Annotated in this window: 17 protein-coding genes and 1 pseudogene; 10 read left to right on the top strand and 8 right to left on the bottom strand. The window is 72.9% G+C overall.

The features are described from left to right. Positions 1-42: 42 nt before the first annotated feature. Positions 43-912 carry an alpha/beta hydrolase gene (locus DMB38_RS15945; protein ID WP_125935759.1) on the bottom strand — a complete coding sequence of 290 codons (870 nt, stop codon included), beginning with the start codon at positions 910-912 and terminating at the stop codon, positions 43-45. Between the two features lie 133 nt (positions 913-1,045). Here DMB38_RS15945 and DMB38_RS15940 point away from each other — a divergent pair, with 133 nt between their 5' ends. Together DMB38_RS15940 and DMB38_RS15935 are read left to right on the top strand one after the other, a co-directional pair. Next, on the top strand, positions 1,046-1,537 hold the full coding sequence (locus DMB38_RS15940; RefSeq protein WP_125935758.1) for an SRPBCC domain-containing protein: 492 nt from the start codon (positions 1,046-1,048) through the stop codon (positions 1,535-1,537). Next, positions 1,534-1,878, top strand: a complete 345-nt coding sequence (locus DMB38_RS15935; RefSeq protein ID WP_125935757.1) for a metalloregulator ArsR/SmtB family transcription factor — start codon at positions 1,534-1,536, stop codon at positions 1,876-1,878. Before DMB38_RS15940 ends, DMB38_RS15935 begins: the two co-directional genes overlap by 4 nt. Before the next feature lie 65 nt (positions 1,879-1,943). Here DMB38_RS15935 and DMB38_RS15930 read toward each other — a convergent pair whose 3' ends face one another. The 3 genes from DMB38_RS15930 to DMB38_RS15920 are packed head-to-tail and all read right to left on the bottom strand — an operon-like array spanning position 1,944 to position 5,896. After that, positions 1,944-4,025 carry an iron ABC transporter permease gene (locus tag DMB38_RS15930; protein WP_125935756.1) on the bottom strand — a complete coding sequence of 694 codons (2,082 nt, stop codon included), beginning with the start codon at positions 4,023-4,025 and terminating at the stop codon, positions 1,944-1,946. A gap of 12 nt (positions 4,026-4,037) precedes the next feature. Continuing rightward, complete coding sequence (locus DMB38_RS15925; protein WP_125935755.1) at positions 4,038-5,039, bottom strand: iron-siderophore ABC transporter substrate-binding protein; 1,002 nt, start codon at positions 5,037-5,039, stop codon at positions 4,038-4,040. Next, the gene (locus tag DMB38_RS15920; protein WP_125935754.1) at positions 5,036-5,896 is read right to left on the bottom strand and encodes an ABC transporter ATP-binding protein; all 861 of its coding nucleotides are present in this window, start codon (positions 5,894-5,896) and stop codon (positions 5,036-5,038) included. Before DMB38_RS15920 ends, DMB38_RS15925 begins: the two co-directional genes overlap by 4 nt. Positions 5,897-6,047: 151 nt before the next feature. Between DMB38_RS15920 and DMB38_RS15915 the strand changes: the two genes are divergently transcribed. From DMB38_RS15915 to DMB38_RS15905, 3 genes are all read left to right on the top strand, one after another. Then, entirely contained in the window at positions 6,048-6,890 is an 843-nt protein-coding gene (locus DMB38_RS15915; RefSeq protein ID WP_125935753.1) for a hypothetical protein, read from the top strand. A 185-nt stretch (positions 6,891-7,075) separates the two neighbouring features. Continuing rightward, positions 7,076-8,794 (top strand): apolipoprotein N-acyltransferase, encoded by a 1,719-nt coding sequence (lnt, locus tag DMB38_RS15910; RefSeq protein ID WP_240662286.1) that lies wholly within the window; start codon positions 7,076-7,078, stop codon positions 8,792-8,794. Positions 8,795-8,803: 9 nt separating this feature from the next. After that, positions 8,804-10,081 carry an MFS transporter gene (locus tag DMB38_RS15905; protein WP_125935752.1) on the top strand — a complete coding sequence of 426 codons (1,278 nt, stop codon included), beginning with the start codon at positions 8,804-8,806 and terminating at the stop codon, positions 10,079-10,081. On the opposite strand, the gene DMB38_RS15900 is transcribed toward DMB38_RS15905, so the two are convergent. Continuing rightward, positions 10,062-11,018: a DUF6528 family protein gene (locus DMB38_RS15900; RefSeq protein ID WP_240662284.1), complete on the bottom strand. Its 957-nt coding sequence runs from the start codon at positions 11,016-11,018 to the stop codon at positions 10,062-10,064. The two genes, DMB38_RS15905 and DMB38_RS15900, sit on opposite strands and share 20 nt — an antisense overlap. A 263-nt stretch (positions 11,019-11,281) precedes the next feature. On the opposite strand from DMB38_RS15900, the gene DMB38_RS15895 reads away from it, so the two are divergent. After that, complete coding sequence (locus tag DMB38_RS15895; RefSeq protein ID WP_125935751.1) at positions 11,282-11,734, top strand: phospholipase; 453 nt, start codon at positions 11,282-11,284, stop codon at positions 11,732-11,734. A gap of 159 nt (positions 11,735-11,893) precedes the next feature. Here the strand turns inward: DMB38_RS15895 and DMB38_RS15890 are convergent. Then, a pseudogene (locus DMB38_RS15890) lies at positions 11,894-12,582 on the bottom strand (transposase family protein). 28 nt (positions 12,583-12,610) lie between these two features. Further along, a complete protein-coding gene (locus DMB38_RS15885; protein ID WP_125935750.1) occupies positions 12,611-13,204 on the bottom strand; it encodes a shikimate kinase in 594 nt (197 codons plus the stop codon). 149 nt (positions 13,205-13,353) lie between these two features. Between DMB38_RS15885 and DMB38_RS15880 the strand changes: the two genes are divergently transcribed. Then, positions 13,354-13,821, top strand: coding sequence for an NUDIX domain-containing protein (locus tag DMB38_RS15880; protein ID WP_125935749.1), 468 nt, complete (start codon positions 13,354-13,356; stop codon positions 13,819-13,821). 34 nt (positions 13,822-13,855) lie between these two features. Here DMB38_RS15880 and DMB38_RS15875 read toward each other — a convergent pair whose 3' ends face one another. Continuing rightward, complete coding sequence (locus DMB38_RS15875; protein ID WP_125935748.1) at positions 13,856-14,290, bottom strand: ATP-binding protein; 435 nt, start codon at positions 14,288-14,290, stop codon at positions 13,856-13,858. Positions 14,291-14,530: 240 nt separating this feature from the next. Between DMB38_RS15875 and DMB38_RS15870 the strand changes: the two genes are divergently transcribed. The 3 genes from DMB38_RS15870 to DMB38_RS15860 all read left to right on the top strand — a co-directional run bounded on the left by DMB38_RS15870 (position 14,531) and on the right by DMB38_RS15860 (position 16,700). Next, positions 14,531-15,382 carry a helix-turn-helix transcriptional regulator gene (locus DMB38_RS15870; RefSeq protein WP_125935747.1) on the top strand — a complete coding sequence of 284 codons (852 nt, stop codon included), beginning with the start codon at positions 14,531-14,533 and terminating at the stop codon, positions 15,380-15,382. 11 nt (positions 15,383-15,393) lie between these two features. Then, positions 15,394-15,585, top strand: a complete 192-nt coding sequence (locus DMB38_RS15865) for a hypothetical protein (RefSeq protein WP_125935746.1) — start codon at positions 15,394-15,396, stop codon at positions 15,583-15,585. Positions 15,586-16,322: 737 nt separating this feature from the next. After that, positions 16,323-16,700 carry a nuclear transport factor 2 family protein gene (locus DMB38_RS15860; RefSeq protein WP_125935745.1) on the top strand — a complete coding sequence of 126 codons (378 nt, stop codon included), beginning with the start codon at positions 16,323-16,325 and terminating at the stop codon, positions 16,698-16,700. The last annotated feature ends 3 nt before the right edge of the window (positions 16,701-16,703 follow it).

The following is a 16,703-nucleotide window of genomic DNA, read 5'->3' as shown; positions in this document are numbered from 1 at the left end:
CCGCGGGGTGTAAGTGACGTACGGACATGGCGCGGTGTCTGCTCACGCGCTCGCGTCGAGGACCTCCCGCAGCTTCGCGCCGAACGCCTCCGGTTGGCCCGCGTAGCCGAATTCCGCGTCGAGGAAGCCGCCGTGGTGGCTGGGGAAGACCGTCGCCTCCTGCCCGAGCAGCGCGGCCGTGCCGCGTGCCGTACGGGCCGTGAAGGTGTCGCCGGACTCCTCGCCCACGGCGATGACCACGCGCGTCGGCGCGGCGGCGAGCGCGGCCGGGTCCGGGCGGTAGCCGCTGACGGCCCAGGAGGCGTCGGAGAGCAGCGGGTCGTCGCGGTTGCCGTCGTCGCCGGCGGGCATGCCGAAGGCCGCCGGGTCGGGCGCGGGCTGCGCGAAGTAGGCGTCGGTGAACTCGCCCTGCCAGGCGCCGAGTCCCATGAACGCCGCCATGCCGGTGCCCCAGCCCTTGGCGTTGTACGCGTCGGTGACGCCCTGCCGGGCCCGCTCCGCGGCCTCGGCGTCGGGGAGCGCCGGGATGATCGGCGGCTCGTGCGCCACGAGCGTGGTCACGTCCTCCGGGTAGGCGGTCACCAGCGCCAGCGCCGTCACCGCGCCGCCGCTGCTGCCGAAGAGCTCAACCGGGCCCGCGCCCAGCGCGGCGATGAGGGCGTGCACGTCCTCGGCCTGGGTCTGCGGGCTGTGGTCGTGCCGGCCGTCCTTGCGGGTGCTGCGGCCGAGGCCGCGGGGGTCGTACGTGACGACGGTGCGGTCCGTGAACTGCGCCGCCAGCGCGCGGAAGCCACTGGCGTCCATGGGCTGGCCGATGAGGAGCAGCGGGGGGCGGCCGTCGGCGGTGGGCAGGGGGCCGCGCACGTCGTAGACGAGGTCGGCGCCGGGGAGGTGCAGCGTGTGTGTGTCCATGTCCGTGCAGACGGTGCGGCACGCGCAAACTCATCGGCGCCGGATGTGACCCCCCGCACTGCAACCCTGTGGTTGCAGTAGACGGGATTCATGTGCAATGCTGCGGTTGCAGATGGACGCACGAGGAGGAACCGTGAACGACATCGCGTACACCGACGCGGAGCTGGCGGAGCTTGACCGGGTCGCCCGCCAGATCGACATCGACGCCCCCGCCGACCGGGTCTGGGACCTGGTCGTACGCCCCGGCTGGTACATCAACGAGGGCGAGGTCGACCCCGAGCCCGACCTGAGCTACGACGGGGACGTGGCCGTCGTCCGCGGCGACGGGCTCGGCGAGTTCCGGTTCAGCACCGTGGAGCTGGACAAGCCGCGCTACGCCGCCTTCCGCTGGCTCACCGGCCGGAACCAGCCGGGGGCCAAGGGCTCCACCCTCGTCGAGTTCTGGATCGACGAGCGCCCCGGCGGCGTGACGCTGCGGGTCGTGGAGAGCGGCTTCTCCCGCCTCTTCGACGAGCGGTCCGCGTGGCTCAAGGAGCGCGAGGGCAACGACGTGGGCTGGGCCGAGGAACTGGCGGCCGGCAAGCGCTACGTCGAGAAGGCCGCCGCCGCGGCACCCCGGTCGTGACCGCGGCCGCCGGCCCCGCCGTCGTGTGTGCCGCGCTCGGCGAGCCGACGCGCTGGACGATACTCACCCGTCTCGGCGAGGGCCCGATGTCGGCCTCCGCGCTGGCCAGGGTCATGCCGGTCAGCCGGCAGGCCATCGGCAAGCACCTCGACGTGCTGCGCGAGGTCGGTCTGGTCGAGTCGGAGCAGCGCGGCCGGGAGGTCGTGTACGTGGCCGTGGGTGCCCGCCTCCACGCGCTCGCCCGGGAGCTGGACCGGATCGGCCGGGCCTGGGAGACCCGCCTGCTGCGGATCAAGGAGCTGGCGGAGCGGCCGGACTCCGGCCCGCCGCCGCGGAGCTGACTCCGCCGCGGAGATGACGCCGCGCGCGACCCCTCCCCGACGCGGCCGGGGAGGGGTCGCGCGCGCTACCGGGCGGCCCGGCTGCGTACCAGGAGGTAGAGGAAGTACGGCGTGCCGATGACCGCCGTCATCAGGCCCGCGCCGAGCTGCGCCGGGGCGATCACCGAGCGGCCGATGACGTCGGCCGTGCACACCAGCACCGCGCCGAGCAGCACCGCGACCGGCACCACCCGGGTGTGCTGCCGGCCCACCAGCGCCCGCGCCGCGTGCGGCGCCACCAGGCCGACGAACCCGATCGTGCCCGCCGCCGACACCGCCGTGCCGGCCAGCACGACGCTGAGGATCAGCAGCCACAGCCGGCTGCGGCCGAGGTCGAGGCCGAGCAGCCGCGGCGTGTCCTCGTCCAGCGAGACGAGGTCCAGCTCCCGGCGGCGTACGGCCGCGATGGCGAGCCCCACGACCAGGACGATCGCCAGCGGCACCACGTCCGGCAGCGTCCGCCCGTACGTCGAGCCGGAGAGCCAGGTCAGCGCCATCGTCGCGTTGAACGGGTCGGTGAGCACGATGAGCAGGCTGATCAGCGCCGTCGAGGCGGTCGCGAAGCCCATGCCGACGAGCACCAGCCGGTTCTGCTGGAATCCGCCGCGGGCGGCGAGCCCGAAGACCCCGACCGAGGTGAGCGCCGCGCCGCCGAGCGCGGCGGCCGACAGGGCCCACGAGCCGGGCACCGACACCGTCGTCACCAGCAGCACCGCGCCGAGCGCGGCGCCGTTGGAGACGCCGAGCACGCCCGGCTCGGCCAGCGGGTTGCGCGTCACGGCCTGCACGATCGTGCCGGAGAGCGCGAGCGCGGCGCCGGCCAGCAGCGCGGCGAGCACCCGCGGGACGCGGGTGTCCAGGACCACGTCGGTGGTCGGCCCCGCCCGGCCCTGGAGCCAGTTGGCGACGTCGCCGAGGAGCAGCTTGGTGTCGCCGACCAGCAGCGCGACGACCGTGACGGCGACCAGCGCCGCCACCAGCAACGCCGTGGTGACCACGAACGTGCGGTGGCTGCGGATGCTCAGCCTGTCGGTGTCGGCCGCGCCCGCGGTGTCCCGCAGCCGGGCGGCCATCACGACGAGGAACACCGCGCCCACGAGGCTCGTGACCACGCCCGTCGGTACGGAGACCGCCGTGTCGGCGGGCACCATGGCCCGCAGCAGCACGTCCGAGCCGAGCACCAGCGCCATGCCCAGCAGCGCCGCCAGCGGAATGCCCGCCCGCGTCTTGCCGTACGTGCGGAACCTGCGGGCGACCGACCGCACCAGCGCGGGCGCGCAGAGCCCCACGAAGCCGATCGGCCCCGCGAGCGTCACCGACGCCGCGGCGAGCAGCACCGCGAGCAGCACCGCCGTGACGCGGGTGGCGCGCACCGGGACGCCGAGGCCGCGGGCGGCGTCGTCGCCGAGCGCCAGGGCGTCGATGCGCCGGGAGAGCAGCAGCAGCCCGGCGAGCCCGGCGACGGCGAGCGGCAGCATCTGCGTGACGCCGTCCCAGCCGCTCTGCGAGATGCTGCCCTGGTGCCACTCGTAGAGGCCCTGCGTCTCCTCGGGGAAGAGCAGCAGCATCCCCTCGGTGACCGCGTACAGCCCGAGCGTCAGCGCGCTGCCGGCGAGCACCAGCCGTACGGTGCCCGTGCCCAGGCCCGAGAGCCCGAGCACCACCGCCGCGGCGGCGAGCCCGCCCGCGAACGCGATGCCGGAGGACGCCAGCAGCGGCAGCGACACCCCGGTGGCGGCGGCCAGCCCCAGCGCGGCGTACGAACCGGCGTTGACGGCGAGCGTGTCCGGCGAGGCCAGCACGTTGCGGCTGACCGCCTGGAGGGCGGTGCCGGCGATCGCCAGCGCCGCGCCGACGACCAGGCCCGCGACCATCCGGGGCAGCCGGGACGCGATGACGACGGAGGAGTCGGTCGAGTCCGCCCGGCCGGTGAGCGCCTTCCAGACCTCGGCGGTGCCCGCGTCCGAGGTGCCCTGGGTGAGGTCGACGACCGCGAGGACCGCGACCAGCAGCGCGATTCCGGCGGCCACCGCCGCCGCGCCCGTCCGCGACCGTACGGTCGGCGGCGGGGCGGGCGCGGTGGCGGTGGCCGGGGCGGTGACGGCCATCGGGGCCACCGGCTACTTCGTCAGCGCGCCGACGAGTGCGTCGACGTACTGGTTCATGGATTCGACGCTGCCGAACATCCAGATGCCGTCGTCCAGCCGGTGGACGTCGCCCGCCTTGACGAACGGCAGCGACTTCCAGACGGAGTCGTCCTTCAGCTCGCCGGTGAACGGGGTGCTGGCCTCGTCCTTGTCGTTGCCGATGTACACGAACTGCGTGTCCTCGGGGAGCTTCGTCAGACCCTCGACGTCGGTCGAGCCGAGGCCGTAGTCCTTGTCGCCCTTGACGTCCCAGGCGTTCTCCAGGCCCAGCCGCTCATTGACGCCGCCGAGCAGGGAGCCGCTGGTGAAGGGGCGGATGGAGACCTGGTTGGAGACGACGTAGCCGTCGGCGAAGGCGACCTTCCCGCCGCCCAGGCCGGCGTCGTCGAGCGCCTTCCTGCCCTCGTCGAGCTTGGTGTCGAAGTCCTTCTTCAGCTTCTCGGCCCGGTCGGTCGTGCCGGTGGCCTTCGCGATGAGGTCGAGGTTCTCGGTCATCTGGCCGACGGGGTCGGAGGCGTCCGCGGAGCGGAGGGTGAGCACCGGGGTGCGCTCGCTCAACTGCTTGACGGCCGACTCGGGCAGGTCGCTGGTGGCGATGATCAGGTCGGGGTTGAGCGAGGCGATGGTGTCGATGCTCGGCTCGCCGCGGGTGCCGATGTCCTCGGGCTCGTTGGTGAGCGGGACCGCGGAGTCCCAGGTGTTGTAGCCCTTGACGTCGGCGACGCCGACGGGGTCGACGCCCAGCGACACGAGGTTCTCGACCACGTTCCACTCGGTGCCGACCACCTTGGTGGCGGGCCCGTCTTCGAGCGTCACCTTCTTGCCGGTGGAGTCCGTCAGGGTGATCGGCTGCGCGGCGCCCTTGCCGGCGCCGCCCTTGTCGTCGTCGTCCGCGGCGTCTTCGGTGGTGCCGCAGGCGGCCAGGGTGAGCGTCGCGGCGGTGGCGACCGCCGCGGTCAGCAGGAGGCGTGTCATGAGGAGGTGCTGAGCCTTTCGCTTCGCTTGTGGTGCCGGCCGATCGCGCGGGTGCGCAGCCGGCCCGTCAGGGGGTCGTCGTCGACGTCGATGCGGATTCCGTACGCCCGGCTGAGCAGTTCGGGCAGCAGGACGTCCTCCGGGCGGCCGTCGCCGACGATGCGGCCGTCGTCGAGCAGGACCATGCGGTCGGCGACGGCCGCCGCCTGGTCGAGGTCGTGCAGGACGGCGCCCACCGCGATGCGGTGGTCGTCGGCCAGGTCGCGTACCAGGTCGAGGAGTTCGACCTGGTAGCGCAGATCGAGGTGGTTGGTCGGCTCGTCGAGCAGCAGCACGCCGGTGTCCTGCGCGAGACAGCCGGCCAGCCAGACGCGCTGCAACTGCCCGCCGGACAGGTGCTCGGCGCCGCGCTCGGCGAGTTCAGTGACGCCGGTCATCGCCAGCGCCCGGTCGACGGCCGCGCGCCCGCCGGGGTCGGAGGCGCCCCAGCGGCCGCGGTACGGGTAGCGGCCGAACTCCACCACGTCGCGGACCGTCAGCCCGCTGGGCGTGGGCCGCCCCTGCGTGAGCAGCGCGACGTGCCGGGCGAAGTGCCGGGTGGACATCGCGAACCCGTCGGTCTCGTCGTCGATGACGAGGCTGGCGCGGCGGGCCCGTTGGAGCCGCGCGAGGGTGCGCAGCAGGGTCGACTTGCCGCTGCCGTTGGGCCCGACGAGGACGGTCACCTCCCCGGGCCGCAGCCGCAGCGAGGCGTCGTGGACGACGTCGACGCCGTCGTACGCCACGGTGACGTCGGCGGCGGACAGGGCGTGCCCGCGGGCTCCCGCGGCGGTGGGCGTGCTCTCTCCGGCTCTCACGGGAGCTTAGGTTAACCTAACCTCACCCCGGCTCGGCAGTCGGTACGCGAGGGAAGTCTGCGCGCCCCCCGCCGCGGGCCGCCCCCTCGCCTTCCGCGGACCGGCGGCCTACGCTTCCCCGCGGCCCCATCTCCCCGAGGAGGCCGGCCCGGTGAACTGGTGGAAGAAGCTCCGTACGGCCCTGGCGGGTGGCGACAAGCACACCGCCCCCTGGTGCGACGCCTGCCGCAGACGCGTCCCGGGCGGGGTCACGAAGGCGCCGCCGCCCGGGGTGCTGTCCCCGTTCTACGTGGGTGCGCCGGGCCGGGTCGGCTCCACCGTCGTCCGGGAAGCCTGCGACGACTGCTGGCGGCGGCACCGCGAACTCACCGCGGAAGGCGAGGCGGACTACCGCAGGACGCATCCCGTCGAGAAGTACGTCGCGGCGCTGCGGCATCGCAAGCTGTCCGTCCGCGAGGACGCCGCGCGCGTGCTGTCGACGCTGCGCGACCCGCGCGCGGTCGCCCCGCTGATCGCGGCGATCCGGTCGGAGACGGACCATCCCCGGGTGGAGCGGTCGTACTACGTCAGCGCCCTGATGTTCGCGCTCGCCGACACCGGCGGCGAGGAGGCCCGGGACTTCCTCGACGGGCTGCTGCGCGCGCCGGCGTCCTGGCGGGAACTCCACCGCCCGGACTTCTACCCGCTGATCCCGGCCGTCGACTGGGTCGCCCCGGCGCTCGCCGTCCTGGGCGACACCGTGATGCTCCGCCCCCTGCTGGACCTGCTGGCGGAGGACCGGCCCGATCGGGTGCGCCGCATGACAGCGCGGCACCTGGTCCGCCTCACGAACGGCGGCGCGGGCCGGTGGTCGGTGGACGGTCCCGTGGTGTGCGAGATCACCCCGCAGGGGCGGAGGATGTTCACCGAGGGGATGCGGGCAGCGGCGGACGACGCGGACGAGACCGTACGCGGGTACGCCACGACGGCGCTGGCGCACGTCGGGGCCTGGTAGCCGGGCCGCTTCCGGACGTACGCGCGGGGGCTTCGCGGGGCCCGGCGGCGCCGGGAGGCGAACCTCACTGGCGCGCGAGGGGGGTGCCGGGGCGAGAATACGGATGGGCGGCGTGCGGATGCCGGACCCACACGCGAGCGCCAGGCACCCGCGGCGCCCGCAGACGAGCACATCCTGGAGGCTCCGTGACCGCCGCACCACCGCGTACGACAGCCGCCCCCGCGGGCGGCGGAGAGGCCCCGCAGGCCACCGTGGCGTGGGCCGCCGCCGTGGGGCAGCGGGCGCCGTGGCTGGCGGCGTTCAGCCGCCGGGCGTGGTTCCCGCCCGCGCTGGCCGCGGTCGCCGGGGTGCTGCTCGCGCTCGCCTTCCCGCCGTACGGGCTGTGGCCGCTGGCCGCCGTCGCGCCCGCGGCGCTCTTCGTGCTGCTGCGCGGCGCCCGCCGCAAGCGGGACGCGTTCTGGCTCGGCACGGCCTTCGGCGTCGCCTTCTTCGTCCCCCTGCTGTGGTGGCTGTCCAACCTCGGCATCCTGCCGTGGCTGCTGCTCAGCGTCATCCAGGCGCTGATGCTCGGCGGCCTCTGCCTCGCCGTGCCGCCGCTGGTGCGGCTGCCGCTGTGGTGGCTGTGGGCGGCGGCCTGGTGGGTGGCGGTCGAGGCGGTGCGCTCGCGGGTGCCGCTGGGCGGCTTCCCCTGGGGCCGGCTGGCCTTCAGCCAGGCCGACGCCCCGACGCTCGGCTGGGCCTCGGCCGGCGGCGCCCCGTTGGTCAGCGCCGTCGTCGCGCTCACCGCGGGCGCGCTCGCGGCGCTGGTCACCGCGCGCGCCGCGCACCGCGTGGTGCCGGCGGTCGCGCTCGCCGGGTCGGTCGCGCTGGGGGCCTGCGGGATGCTGCTGCTGCCGAGCGCCGGGGACGCGGGCGACGAGCGCGCGACCGTGGCCGTGGTGCAGGGCAACGTGCCGCGGGCGCGCAGCCTGGAGGAGCAGGCCCGGGTCGAGATGGTCGCGGAGAACCACATCGCGGCCACCGAGGAGCTGGTCGAGGACGTCAGGGCGGGCCGGGCGGAGCGGCCGGACCTGGTGCTGTGGCCGGAGAACGCCACCGACCGCGACCCGCGCAACGACCCCGTCCTCAGCGCCCGGATCTCCCAGGTCGTGGACGACCTCGGCGCCCCCGTCGTCGTCGGCGCGATCCTCGACGCCCCCGGCGACCGCATCCGCAACGCCGGCCTCCTCTGGCTCCCGGGCAGCGGCCCCGGTGAGTACTACGCCAAGCGGCAGCTCGTGCCCTTCGGCGAGTACATCCCGATGCGCTCGCTGCTCGGCGGCTTCGGCGACCTCCAGCTCATCCCGCGCGACTTCGAGCCGGGCGAGGAGGCGGTGCGGCTGGACGCCGGGGCCGTGCGCCTGGCGGAGTCGATCTGCTACGAGGTCGCGTACGACGGCCAGGTCCGCGACCAGGTGCGTACGGGGGCCAACCTGCTGGCCGTACCCACCAACAACGCCACCTACATGCGCGACGGCAACCTCGGCGAGCCCGAGCAGCAGCTCGCGATGTCGCGGCTGCGGGCCGTCGAGCACGACCGCTCGACGCTGGTCGCCTCCACGACGGGCATCAGCGCGATCGTCACGCCGGACGGCGAGACGGTCGACGAGACGGGCCCGTGGCGCCGCGAGGTGCTGACGGCGGAGGTCCCGCTGCGTACGGACGAGACGCTGGCGACGCGGGTGGGCTCGGCCCCGGAGTGGGCGATCGTGGCGATCGCGGCGGGGTCGCTCGGCACGGCGCTGTACCTGCGCCGCCGGGACGGCGCTCCTGCTCCTGCTTCGGCTTCGGCTTCGGCTTCGGCTTCCGCTTCGGGTTCGGCTTCCGCTTCGGCTTCCGGGGCCCGTACGGCGACGGAGGACTGACGCGCCGCCGTGACGGGCCTGGGGGCGGACTTCCGGCGGCTGTGGTTATCCTCCGCCGTCTCCAACCTCGGCGACGGCGTCCGCCTGACAGCCCTGCCCCTGCTGGCCGCCGCCGTGACCCGCGACCCGGTGGCCGTCGCCGCCGTCTCGGTGGCGGCCGAACTCCCGTGGCTGCTGGTCAGCCTCCCCGCGGGCGCCCTGGCCGACCGGGTCGACCGGCGCCGGCTGATGGTCGCCGTCCAGCTCGTCCGGATGTGCCTGGCCGCGCTCCTCACCGCCACCGTCCTGGCCGACCGCTCCTCGATCGCGGTGCTGTGCGCGTTCGTGTTCCTGCTGGGGATCGGGGAGGTGGTCTACGACGCGGCGGCGCCCACGATCCTGCCGCGGATCGTGCCCCGGGAGCAGCTCACGCGCGGCAACGCGCGGCTCTTCGGCGTGGAGCTGGGCGCCAACGAGTTCGCGGGCCCGCCCCTCGGCGGCCTCCTCTTCCGGCTCGGGCAGGCGGTGCCGTTCGTGCTGGACGCGGTGAGCTTCGCGGCGAGCGCGGCGCTGCTGAGCCGGCTGCGGGGCACGTTCCGGCCCGCCGGGGCGGCTGATGGGCCGAAGGCCGGGGTGGTGCGCGCGATAGGGGAGGGCTTCGGGTGGCTGTGGCGCAACCCGGTGATCCGCACCCTGTCGGTCGTCGTCACCTTCATGAACCTCGCCCGCGCGATGACCATGGCCGTCTTCGTGCTGTACGCCCTGGAGACGCTGGACCTGTCGGCGGTCGGTTACGGGGTGCTGTCCAGCGCCGTCGCGGTCGGCGCGGTCGCCGGGTCCTGGGCCGCCGAGCGCATCCGGCCCGCGGCGGCGGGGCCGTGCCTGGTGGCGGCCGTGCTCGGGCACGGGCTGACGACGGTCGCGATGGGGGCGACGTCGAATCCGTGGGTGGCGGGGGCGAGCAGCGCCGGGTTCGGGTTCGCGACGATGACGTGGAGCGTGCTCACCGCGGCGGTGCGGCAGACCGTCGTGCCGGACCGGCTGCTGGGGCGGATCAGCAGCGTGCACCGGTTCCTGAGCTGGGGCAGCCTGCCGCTGGGTTCGCTGCTGGGCGGGGTGCTGGCGGCGGCGTACGGGCTGCGCGTGCCGTTCGCCGCGGGCGGGGCGGCGGTGGTGCTGGCGGCGCTGGTCGCGGCTCGTACGCTGCTGGGGGTCTCGGCGCTGCTCGCCGGGCCGGGCGGTGCCGGCGGGGTCGGTGGTGTCGATGGTGCCGGCGAGGCCGGCGGGGTCAGTGGAAGCGGGTCGTGACGATGCGGGCCTTGTAGATCTGGGCGCCCGGGCGGGTCTTGGACTGGCCGCCGGAGAAGTAGACGGTCGGGCCGCCCCACGGGGGATCCGCGGGGGTCGGGTCGAGGGTCCACATCGCCTCGCCGTCGGTGTAGCGGACGTAGGACTTGACGTAGTTCTCCTCGGAGATGATCGTCACCTTCCGCGTCGCCTTGTCCAGCGAGTACACCCGGCCGCTGTCGGTGACCCACAGCTTGCCGGGGTCGGTGTAGTCGGGCTGGATGTCGTGGCCGTTGCCGGCGAACGTGATGTCCGTACCCGACTTCACCAGCCGGGCCGTGGAGTTGGCGCCCGTGACCCGGTACGTGCGGATGACCGTGCCGCCGGTGACCCAGAGCAGGTCGTTCACGTCGTCCCAGAGGACCGCGTGCGGCTTGGGCATGTCGGTGATCGTCTGCACCTCGCGGAGCGTGGAGTGGTCGCTGTTGGCGCCGCCGTAGACGTGGATGCGGTCGCGGGTGCCGGCGACGACCACGGCGGCGACGTTCGGGATGCGCTCGATGCAGTGCGGGTAACTGGCCACGGACGCCTCCCAGATGAGGTCGCCGCGGTCCAGCCGGTTGCCGTTGCCGGTGACGGCCACGATGCCGGCGCGGCCGTTGCCGGGCTGGCCCGCGGTCATGAGCGCGATCGTGCCGTAGCGGGTGGTCGCGCGGAAGCGGATCTCGAAGGGGTCGTCCCAGCCGTTCGTGGTGCCCGGGGTGAAGCTCCAGTTGGACGCGGCGGACCAGTCGCCGGTGCGGTCGAAGACCTGGAAGCTGTTGGTGGCCTGATCGGTGAGCGCGATGGGGTAGTTGGCCACCGCGGCGTTCGCCTTCGACGCGCCGAGGGTGACGGCGGCCGGTGCGGCGACCGCCCCGGCGAGGGCTCCGGTGAGCAGGCTGCGTCGCTTCATCATCCGTCCATCCGTTCGTCGGCTCGCCGGTGGGGGACCGGCCGATTTCCGTTGTAATGCACGGGTAATGCACGCCGGTTGCGCCGCGGTTGCGCGGGATGGGGGACGTACACCGACTTCATGATCCTGTCAGGGGCATGACTTCCCACGGCCATTCTACGCGCATAGTCTGAGCGCCGGCACGGCCGACTGCCGGCACTCCCGCGGCAGTTGGTGCACCCCCAGGCCGTGCGCCGTGACCCGGCGCACCTACCCGAGGAGTCCCCATGCGCCCCACCGCGAAGAAGGGTCTGGTCGCCGCCGGCGTCACCGCGGCGGCCCTCCTGGCAACCGTCGCCCCCGCCGAGGCCGCCCCCGCCGACAAGCCCCAGGTGCTCGCCAGCTTCACCCAGACCAGCGCCACGAGCTACAACACCTGGGCCGCCGCCGAGGCCAACCGCGGCGCCTGGTCCGCCTACGCGTTCAACTGGTCGACCGACTACTGCAGCAGCTCCCCCGACAACCCCTTCGGCTTCCCCTTCCAGAAGGCGTGCCAGCGCCACGACTTCGGCTACCGCAACTACAAGGAGATCGGCGGCTTCGACGCCAACAAGTCCCGCCTCGACAGCGCCTTCTACGAGGACCTCAAGCGCGTCTGCAACCGCTACTCGGGCGCCACCAAGACCTCCTGCAACAGCACCGCCTGGGTCTACTACCAGGCCGTCCGCGCCTTCGGCTGACCCCGTCCCCACCCCCGATCCGGCCCCGGCGGTGCCCCCATGCCGCCGGGGCCGGACGCCTGTTCACCGGCACTTCGGTGCGGGGGTTGCCTAAGGGCTGTCCCGTAATTGATCTTTGAGTCGGTGAAGGCGTGGCTGCTCGGGCGACGGCGGCCGCTCCTATCCGGCGAGGTTGAGGTTGTGCAGGCGAGCGACGCCGAGCATGGCGTGGTGAACCCCGTCCCCTTTGAGGGGGCAGCAGTCGCGGAGGATCCTCCAGGTCTTCATGCGGGCGAAGGCGTGCTCGACGCGGGCGCGGACACGCTTGTGGGACTTGCTGTGGGCCTGCTTCCACTCGGAGAGCTCTTCGCCTTTGCGGCGGCGGTGAGGCATCACGAGTCCGGTGCCGGGATAACCGCTGTCGGCGATCGTCACGGTCTTGCCGACGGCGGCCTTGGCGCCGGATTCCTCGTGGTTGGTGGAGTAGCGGTAGTTCTTCGACTGCTCGGCCACTCTGTGGTCGCGGGTCGGCACCAGGGTGCCGTCCACGATCGGCACCGCGTCCTTCGCGAACCGTTTCCGTGGCTGCAGCGCAAGCATCGGCCCGAGATGGTAGATCACTCGGTCGGCAGCCGACTTCGACACCCCGAACGGCGGCGCCAGTTGGCGCAATGTCAGGTTGGCACGCCAGTAGGCCGCGACCAGCAGCACCCGGTCCTCCAGCGACAGTGTCCACGGCCGGCCCCGCCCGGGCTCCTCCGCGCCCTCGCTTCGCAGTGCGGGTTCACCAACTTCCCGAAGCAGCGCGGGCGCAGCCCGGTGAACGGGGCTATCCAGGACGTTTCAGACGCCGTGATCACACCAGCCACGGCTGTGATCACCGCACGTCGTGATCACCTAGCCATCGAGACTGAATTGCTTGATGACCTGCTTCGCAACGTCTTCTGGCGAGAGGTGGGTGTTGTCGATCCTCAGGTAGTCCGTGCGGTCCTGGAACTCCGTCGTGGAGTTGAGCCGGTGCCTCTCGTCCATGGCCAGGAGCCGACGCTGCGACGCATCGAGGTCACGTTTGGATGGCTTCTCGGCGAGCCGGGACGCGCCCGAGTTCCGCTGCAGTCTGGCTTCTTGGCTTGCCTTGAGCTCAAGGTAGAGAACTCGACCGCCTCGCTCACGGAACGGAAGGGCGTACTGCTCCAACGCTCGCTCATCGTCTGGCTGGTCGAATGCCCACACGTAGGTGAAGATCAGGCCCGGCAGGTCGCTCGCGGCGACTTCTTCGATCAAGCCCTGCCGAAACCCGTCAACGAGGCGCACGAACGCCGGGCTGCCGAAGTCGAAGAAGCGAAGGACCGGCTCGATGGCCATGTGGTTGTGGAACAGGCGAAGCCCGGTGCGCGTGGCGATCTCGTGACCGACGGTCGCCTTGCCAACAGCAGGCGGCCCGACGATGTACAGAAGTGTCGGAGCAGTGGAGGCAGATCCTTCGGCCATTGCCCGAACCTAGACGGGACGTTGCCTCCTTGGCCAGCGCTTCCCTGCTGAGCTCCCGCCCTTCGTGCGTCCGGTCAGGCCGGGCCGCCGCCCAGCAGGTGCACCGCTTACGGGACAGCCCTTAGGGTCCGGCGGTGGGGGGTGCGGAGATGAGTTTCCGGCTGGCGGCGTACGCGGTGTGCATCGAGGACGGCCGGGTGCTGCTCGCCCGGCACGTACCACCGCAGGGCGAGAGCAACTGGACCCTTCCGGGCGGCAGGGTCGAGCACGGGGAGGACCCCTTCGACGCGGTGACCCGGGAGGTCGCCGAGGAGACCGGCTGCGCCGCGGTGGTCGAGCGCCTGCTGGGTGTGGATTCGAGGGTGATCCCGGCGGCCGACGCACGGGCGGGGGTGGAGCACCAGAACGTCGGCATCTTCTACCGGGTCCGCATCACGGGCGGCCGGCTGCGGCCCGAACCGGACGGCGACATCGCCGAGTCGGTGTGGACCGCGGTGGCCGATGTCGCCGGATTGCGCCGTTCGTCGCTGGTGGACATCGGCCTCGCACTGGCGCGGACCCTTCCGGCGACCGGCCACGTCCCTCCTGTCCGCGTCGGCGGCCTGATCGGGCACTGAGGCGGTCCCCGCGGACGGCCGCGGCTGTCCGCGGTCACCGGAGGCCGAGGGGAAGCCCGGCGACGACGGCTTTGCCGCAGACGCGGCGGGGGACGACGGCCCAGGCGGCGGAGAGCGCGTCGACGAGGAGGAGCCCACGGCCGCCGCAGTCGGTGGTGGAGGGTGCGGTGAGGGAGGGCGTGCCGGGGCCGGGGTCGGAGACGGCGAGCCAGTAGTGGCCGTCGGCGGGCCAGAGGAAGAGCTCGATGAGGTGGTCGGAGTCGGGGCGGGTGCCGTGGCGTACGGCGTTGGTGACGAGTTCGGAGGCGAGGAGCTGGAGGTCGTCACCGAGGCGGGGGTGCTGGGGGCGGGGCAGGGCGTCGAGGACGGCGCGGCGGGCACGGGGGACGGAGAGGGGATGGGCGGGGAAGGTGCAGCGGACGGGGAGGGGCGGGACGGGCGGGGTGGGGGTGGGGAGATGTGGGGGCATGGCGTACTCCTGGGCGGGGGTTGGTCGTTGATGTGCCGGTGGCATGCCTCCCTGGACGCGAGCACGCCCACCCCAGGGAGAGCGGGCATGCTCGCGCGGTGCGCTTCCGGCGTTGCTGTGAGTGCCTTGCGCGTCACTAACCGTAGGGCATCGGTGTCACATGTGCTACCGATCTCGGATGCGGCTTGGCCGGGGCCGTGAAGCGCGGCAGACTGACTCGCGCATACGGAGAGGAAGCGGATGCCGCCAAGGAGTAATCCCACCGCGCGTCAACGCCGCCTGGGCGCCGAGCTGCGCAAGTTGCGCGAGGCCGCCGGGCTGTCGACCGAGCAGGCAGCGGCCGTGCTGGCGACGAACCGCACGGTCATCACCAGCACCGAAGCCGGACGCCACGGGATCAGCCCGGAGCGCGTACGCCGCCTGGCGTGCAACTACGAGTGTGCGGACCCGGAGTTGGTCGACGCCCTGGTGCGTATGGCCGCGGATCGCACCAGGGGGTGGTGGGAGGACTTCCGAGGCGTGCTGCCGCCCACGTTCCTGGACATCGCCGAACTGGAGTGGTTCGCCACCGCGCTGCGCATGGCCACGATGACCCACATCCCCGGCCCGTTCCAGACGGAAGCGTTCGCTCGCGCGCTCTTCGACGCCGCCATCCCGCCGCTGCCCGCGGACGAGTTCGACGCCCGCGTCGCCCACCGCGTACGCAGGCACGAAGCCCTCACCCGGCCGGACGGGCCCGCCTACACGGCCCTCGTACACGAGGCCGCCCTGCGGACCGAGGTCGGAGGCCGCAAGGTCCTGCGCGAGCAGCTCCAGCACGTCCTGGCGATGGCCGACCACGAGAACGTCACGGTCCGGGCCATACCGTTCTCGGCCGGTGCCATCCCCGGGTCCGGCCAGGCCCTCCTGTATGCCGATGGCGACGTGCCGAGCCTCGACACGGTTCAGCTGGACCGTACGAACGCGGCCGAGTTCCTCCACCTGGACGGTCAACTCCGCAAGTACCGGCTTCATTTGGACCGGATGCAGCAGATGTCGCTGCCACCGGCCGAGACCCGCGATCTGATCCACGACCTCATCCACCAGCTCTAGGGAGTGTGCCCATGCCGGACATCACGTGGGAGCAACCGTTCTGCCAGGACTCGGGGAACTGCTTCCGGATAGGCACGGACGCGGAGGGCAACGCGCACATCGCCGTGGCAGGCAGGGAGGAGCACCGGGTCACCGACTCCGTGGAAGCACTCCGCATGCTCATCCGGGACATCAAGGCCGGCAAGGCGGACCACCTGCTGTAACGGACCAACCCGGCGTCGGAGGGGCGGCGTCGGGGCTGCCGGCGTCGCTTGGGCACCCCCCGGGCCACCCATCTCCTGATGATGCGGGCCTCCGTCCGGTGTCAAGGGCGCTCCTCTCCGCTTCGCTGCGAGGAGCGTCGCTGCGCGATGGGGCTGCGCCCCACCCTTGACACCGGACTCCGGCCCGTAACGACCGGCGGCTATGAGTGGCCCGGGGGGAGCGGCACCCCGTTGAAGGGCCTACGGATCGATGCCCGGCGGACGGGGGCCGACGCCGCGGCGAGACGACCCCGCTCGCGGACGGGTCCGGCGCCGACTCGGACCGGAGCCGGGTGACTGGACGGCGGAGGGGAGCGGGGGTGAGCTGGGGTGGACGCCGAACCGCGCCCACCGGGCCACAACCCGTCCTCCAGCATCCGGATCACGCGGAACGCACGTGACCGGGACGAACTCGCGGTAACCCCTCGCGAAAACCGACCCAAACCACCCACCCGTCCCGACTTTCGCCCACCCGGCCACCGCAGCCACGCCCAGGCCACTCCGAGGGAACGCAAGGGAGCCGAACTCGCAGTCACGTCTTCGTCAAATCGGCGCAAACCGCCCCTGCGGGCCGACTTTCGCCCATCGATACACACGCGGCCGATTCCGAGGCCGGCTGCTGTGACCGGGATGGTCCACCGTGATCGGGAGGCGGCTCGGGGGACGAGCGCACGCGAAACGGCTGATATGACTGAGGCATGCAGGAAGAGATTGCACGGTCCGCGATCGACATGTTCATCTCCGCGTTCAACGCCTCGGATGAGAGCTATGTGACTGCCCTGCTCTCCCAGGCTCTGACCTCGGACGTGGTCTTCTGGGGGCCGTTGGGTCGCAGTGAAGGAATCGAGGCGGTCGAGCGGTTCGTGCTGGACATCCGGCGCCACCCGGCGGGGGCCGGCACGATGGTGCGCTGCTCGGCGGTGGACATGCCTGGCGAGTGGGCCCGGTATCAGTGGGTCTTCACCGCGCCGGACGGGGGTCCCCGCCTGGCGGGAACGGACGTCGTCCATCTGCGGCGGAGCCTCATCGACCAGGTCATCGTCTTTGCGGGGGAGATCGAACCGTCCGCCTCCTGAGTC

Origin of the sequence: Streptomyces sp. WAC 06738 (genome assembly GCF_003945505.1) — a bacterium.
Classification (GTDB): domain Bacteria; phylum Actinomycetota; class Actinomycetes; order Streptomycetales; family Streptomycetaceae; genus Streptomyces.
The sequence above is the reverse complement of the archived record's forward strand: the minus strand, read 5'-3'. Positions and strand labels throughout refer to the sequence as shown.

Bases quoted from the DNA above. Each gene is read 5' to 3' on its own strand.
- DMB38_RS15945 (WP_125935759.1), bottom strand. From the start codon at position 912: ATGGACACACACACGCTGCACCTCCCCGGCGCCGACCTCGTCTACGAC.
- DMB38_RS15930 (WP_125935756.1), bottom strand. From the start codon at position 4,025: ATGGCCGTCACCGCCCCGGCCACCGCCACCGCGCCCGCCCCGCCGCCG.
- DMB38_RS15925 (WP_125935755.1), bottom strand. From the start codon at position 5,039: ATGACACGCCTCCTGCTGACCGCGGCGGTCGCCACCGCCGCGACGCTC.
- DMB38_RS15900 (WP_240662284.1), bottom strand. From the start codon at position 11,018: ATGATGAAGCGACGCAGCCTGCTCACCGGAGCCCTCGCCGGGGCGGTC.
- DMB38_RS15895 (WP_125935751.1), top strand. From the start codon at position 11,282: ATGCGCCCCACCGCGAAGAAGGGTCTGGTCGCCGCCGGCGTCACCGCG.
- DMB38_RS15885 (WP_125935750.1), bottom strand. From the start codon at position 13,204: ATGGCCGAAGGATCTGCCTCCACTGCTCCGACACTTCTGTACATCGTC.
- DMB38_RS15880 (WP_125935749.1), top strand. From the start codon at position 13,354: ATGAGTTTCCGGCTGGCGGCGTACGCGGTGTGCATCGAGGACGGCCGG.
- DMB38_RS15875 (WP_125935748.1), bottom strand. From the start codon at position 14,290: ATGCCCCCACATCTCCCCACCCCCACCCCGCCCGTCCCGCCCCTCCCC.
- DMB38_RS15870 (WP_125935747.1), top strand. From the start codon at position 14,531: ATGCCGCCAAGGAGTAATCCCACCGCGCGTCAACGCCGCCTGGGCGCC.
- DMB38_RS15865 (WP_125935746.1), top strand. From the start codon at position 15,394: ATGCCGGACATCACGTGGGAGCAACCGTTCTGCCAGGACTCGGGGAAC.
- DMB38_RS15860 (WP_125935745.1), top strand. From the start codon at position 16,323: ATGCAGGAAGAGATTGCACGGTCCGCGATCGACATGTTCATCTCCGCG.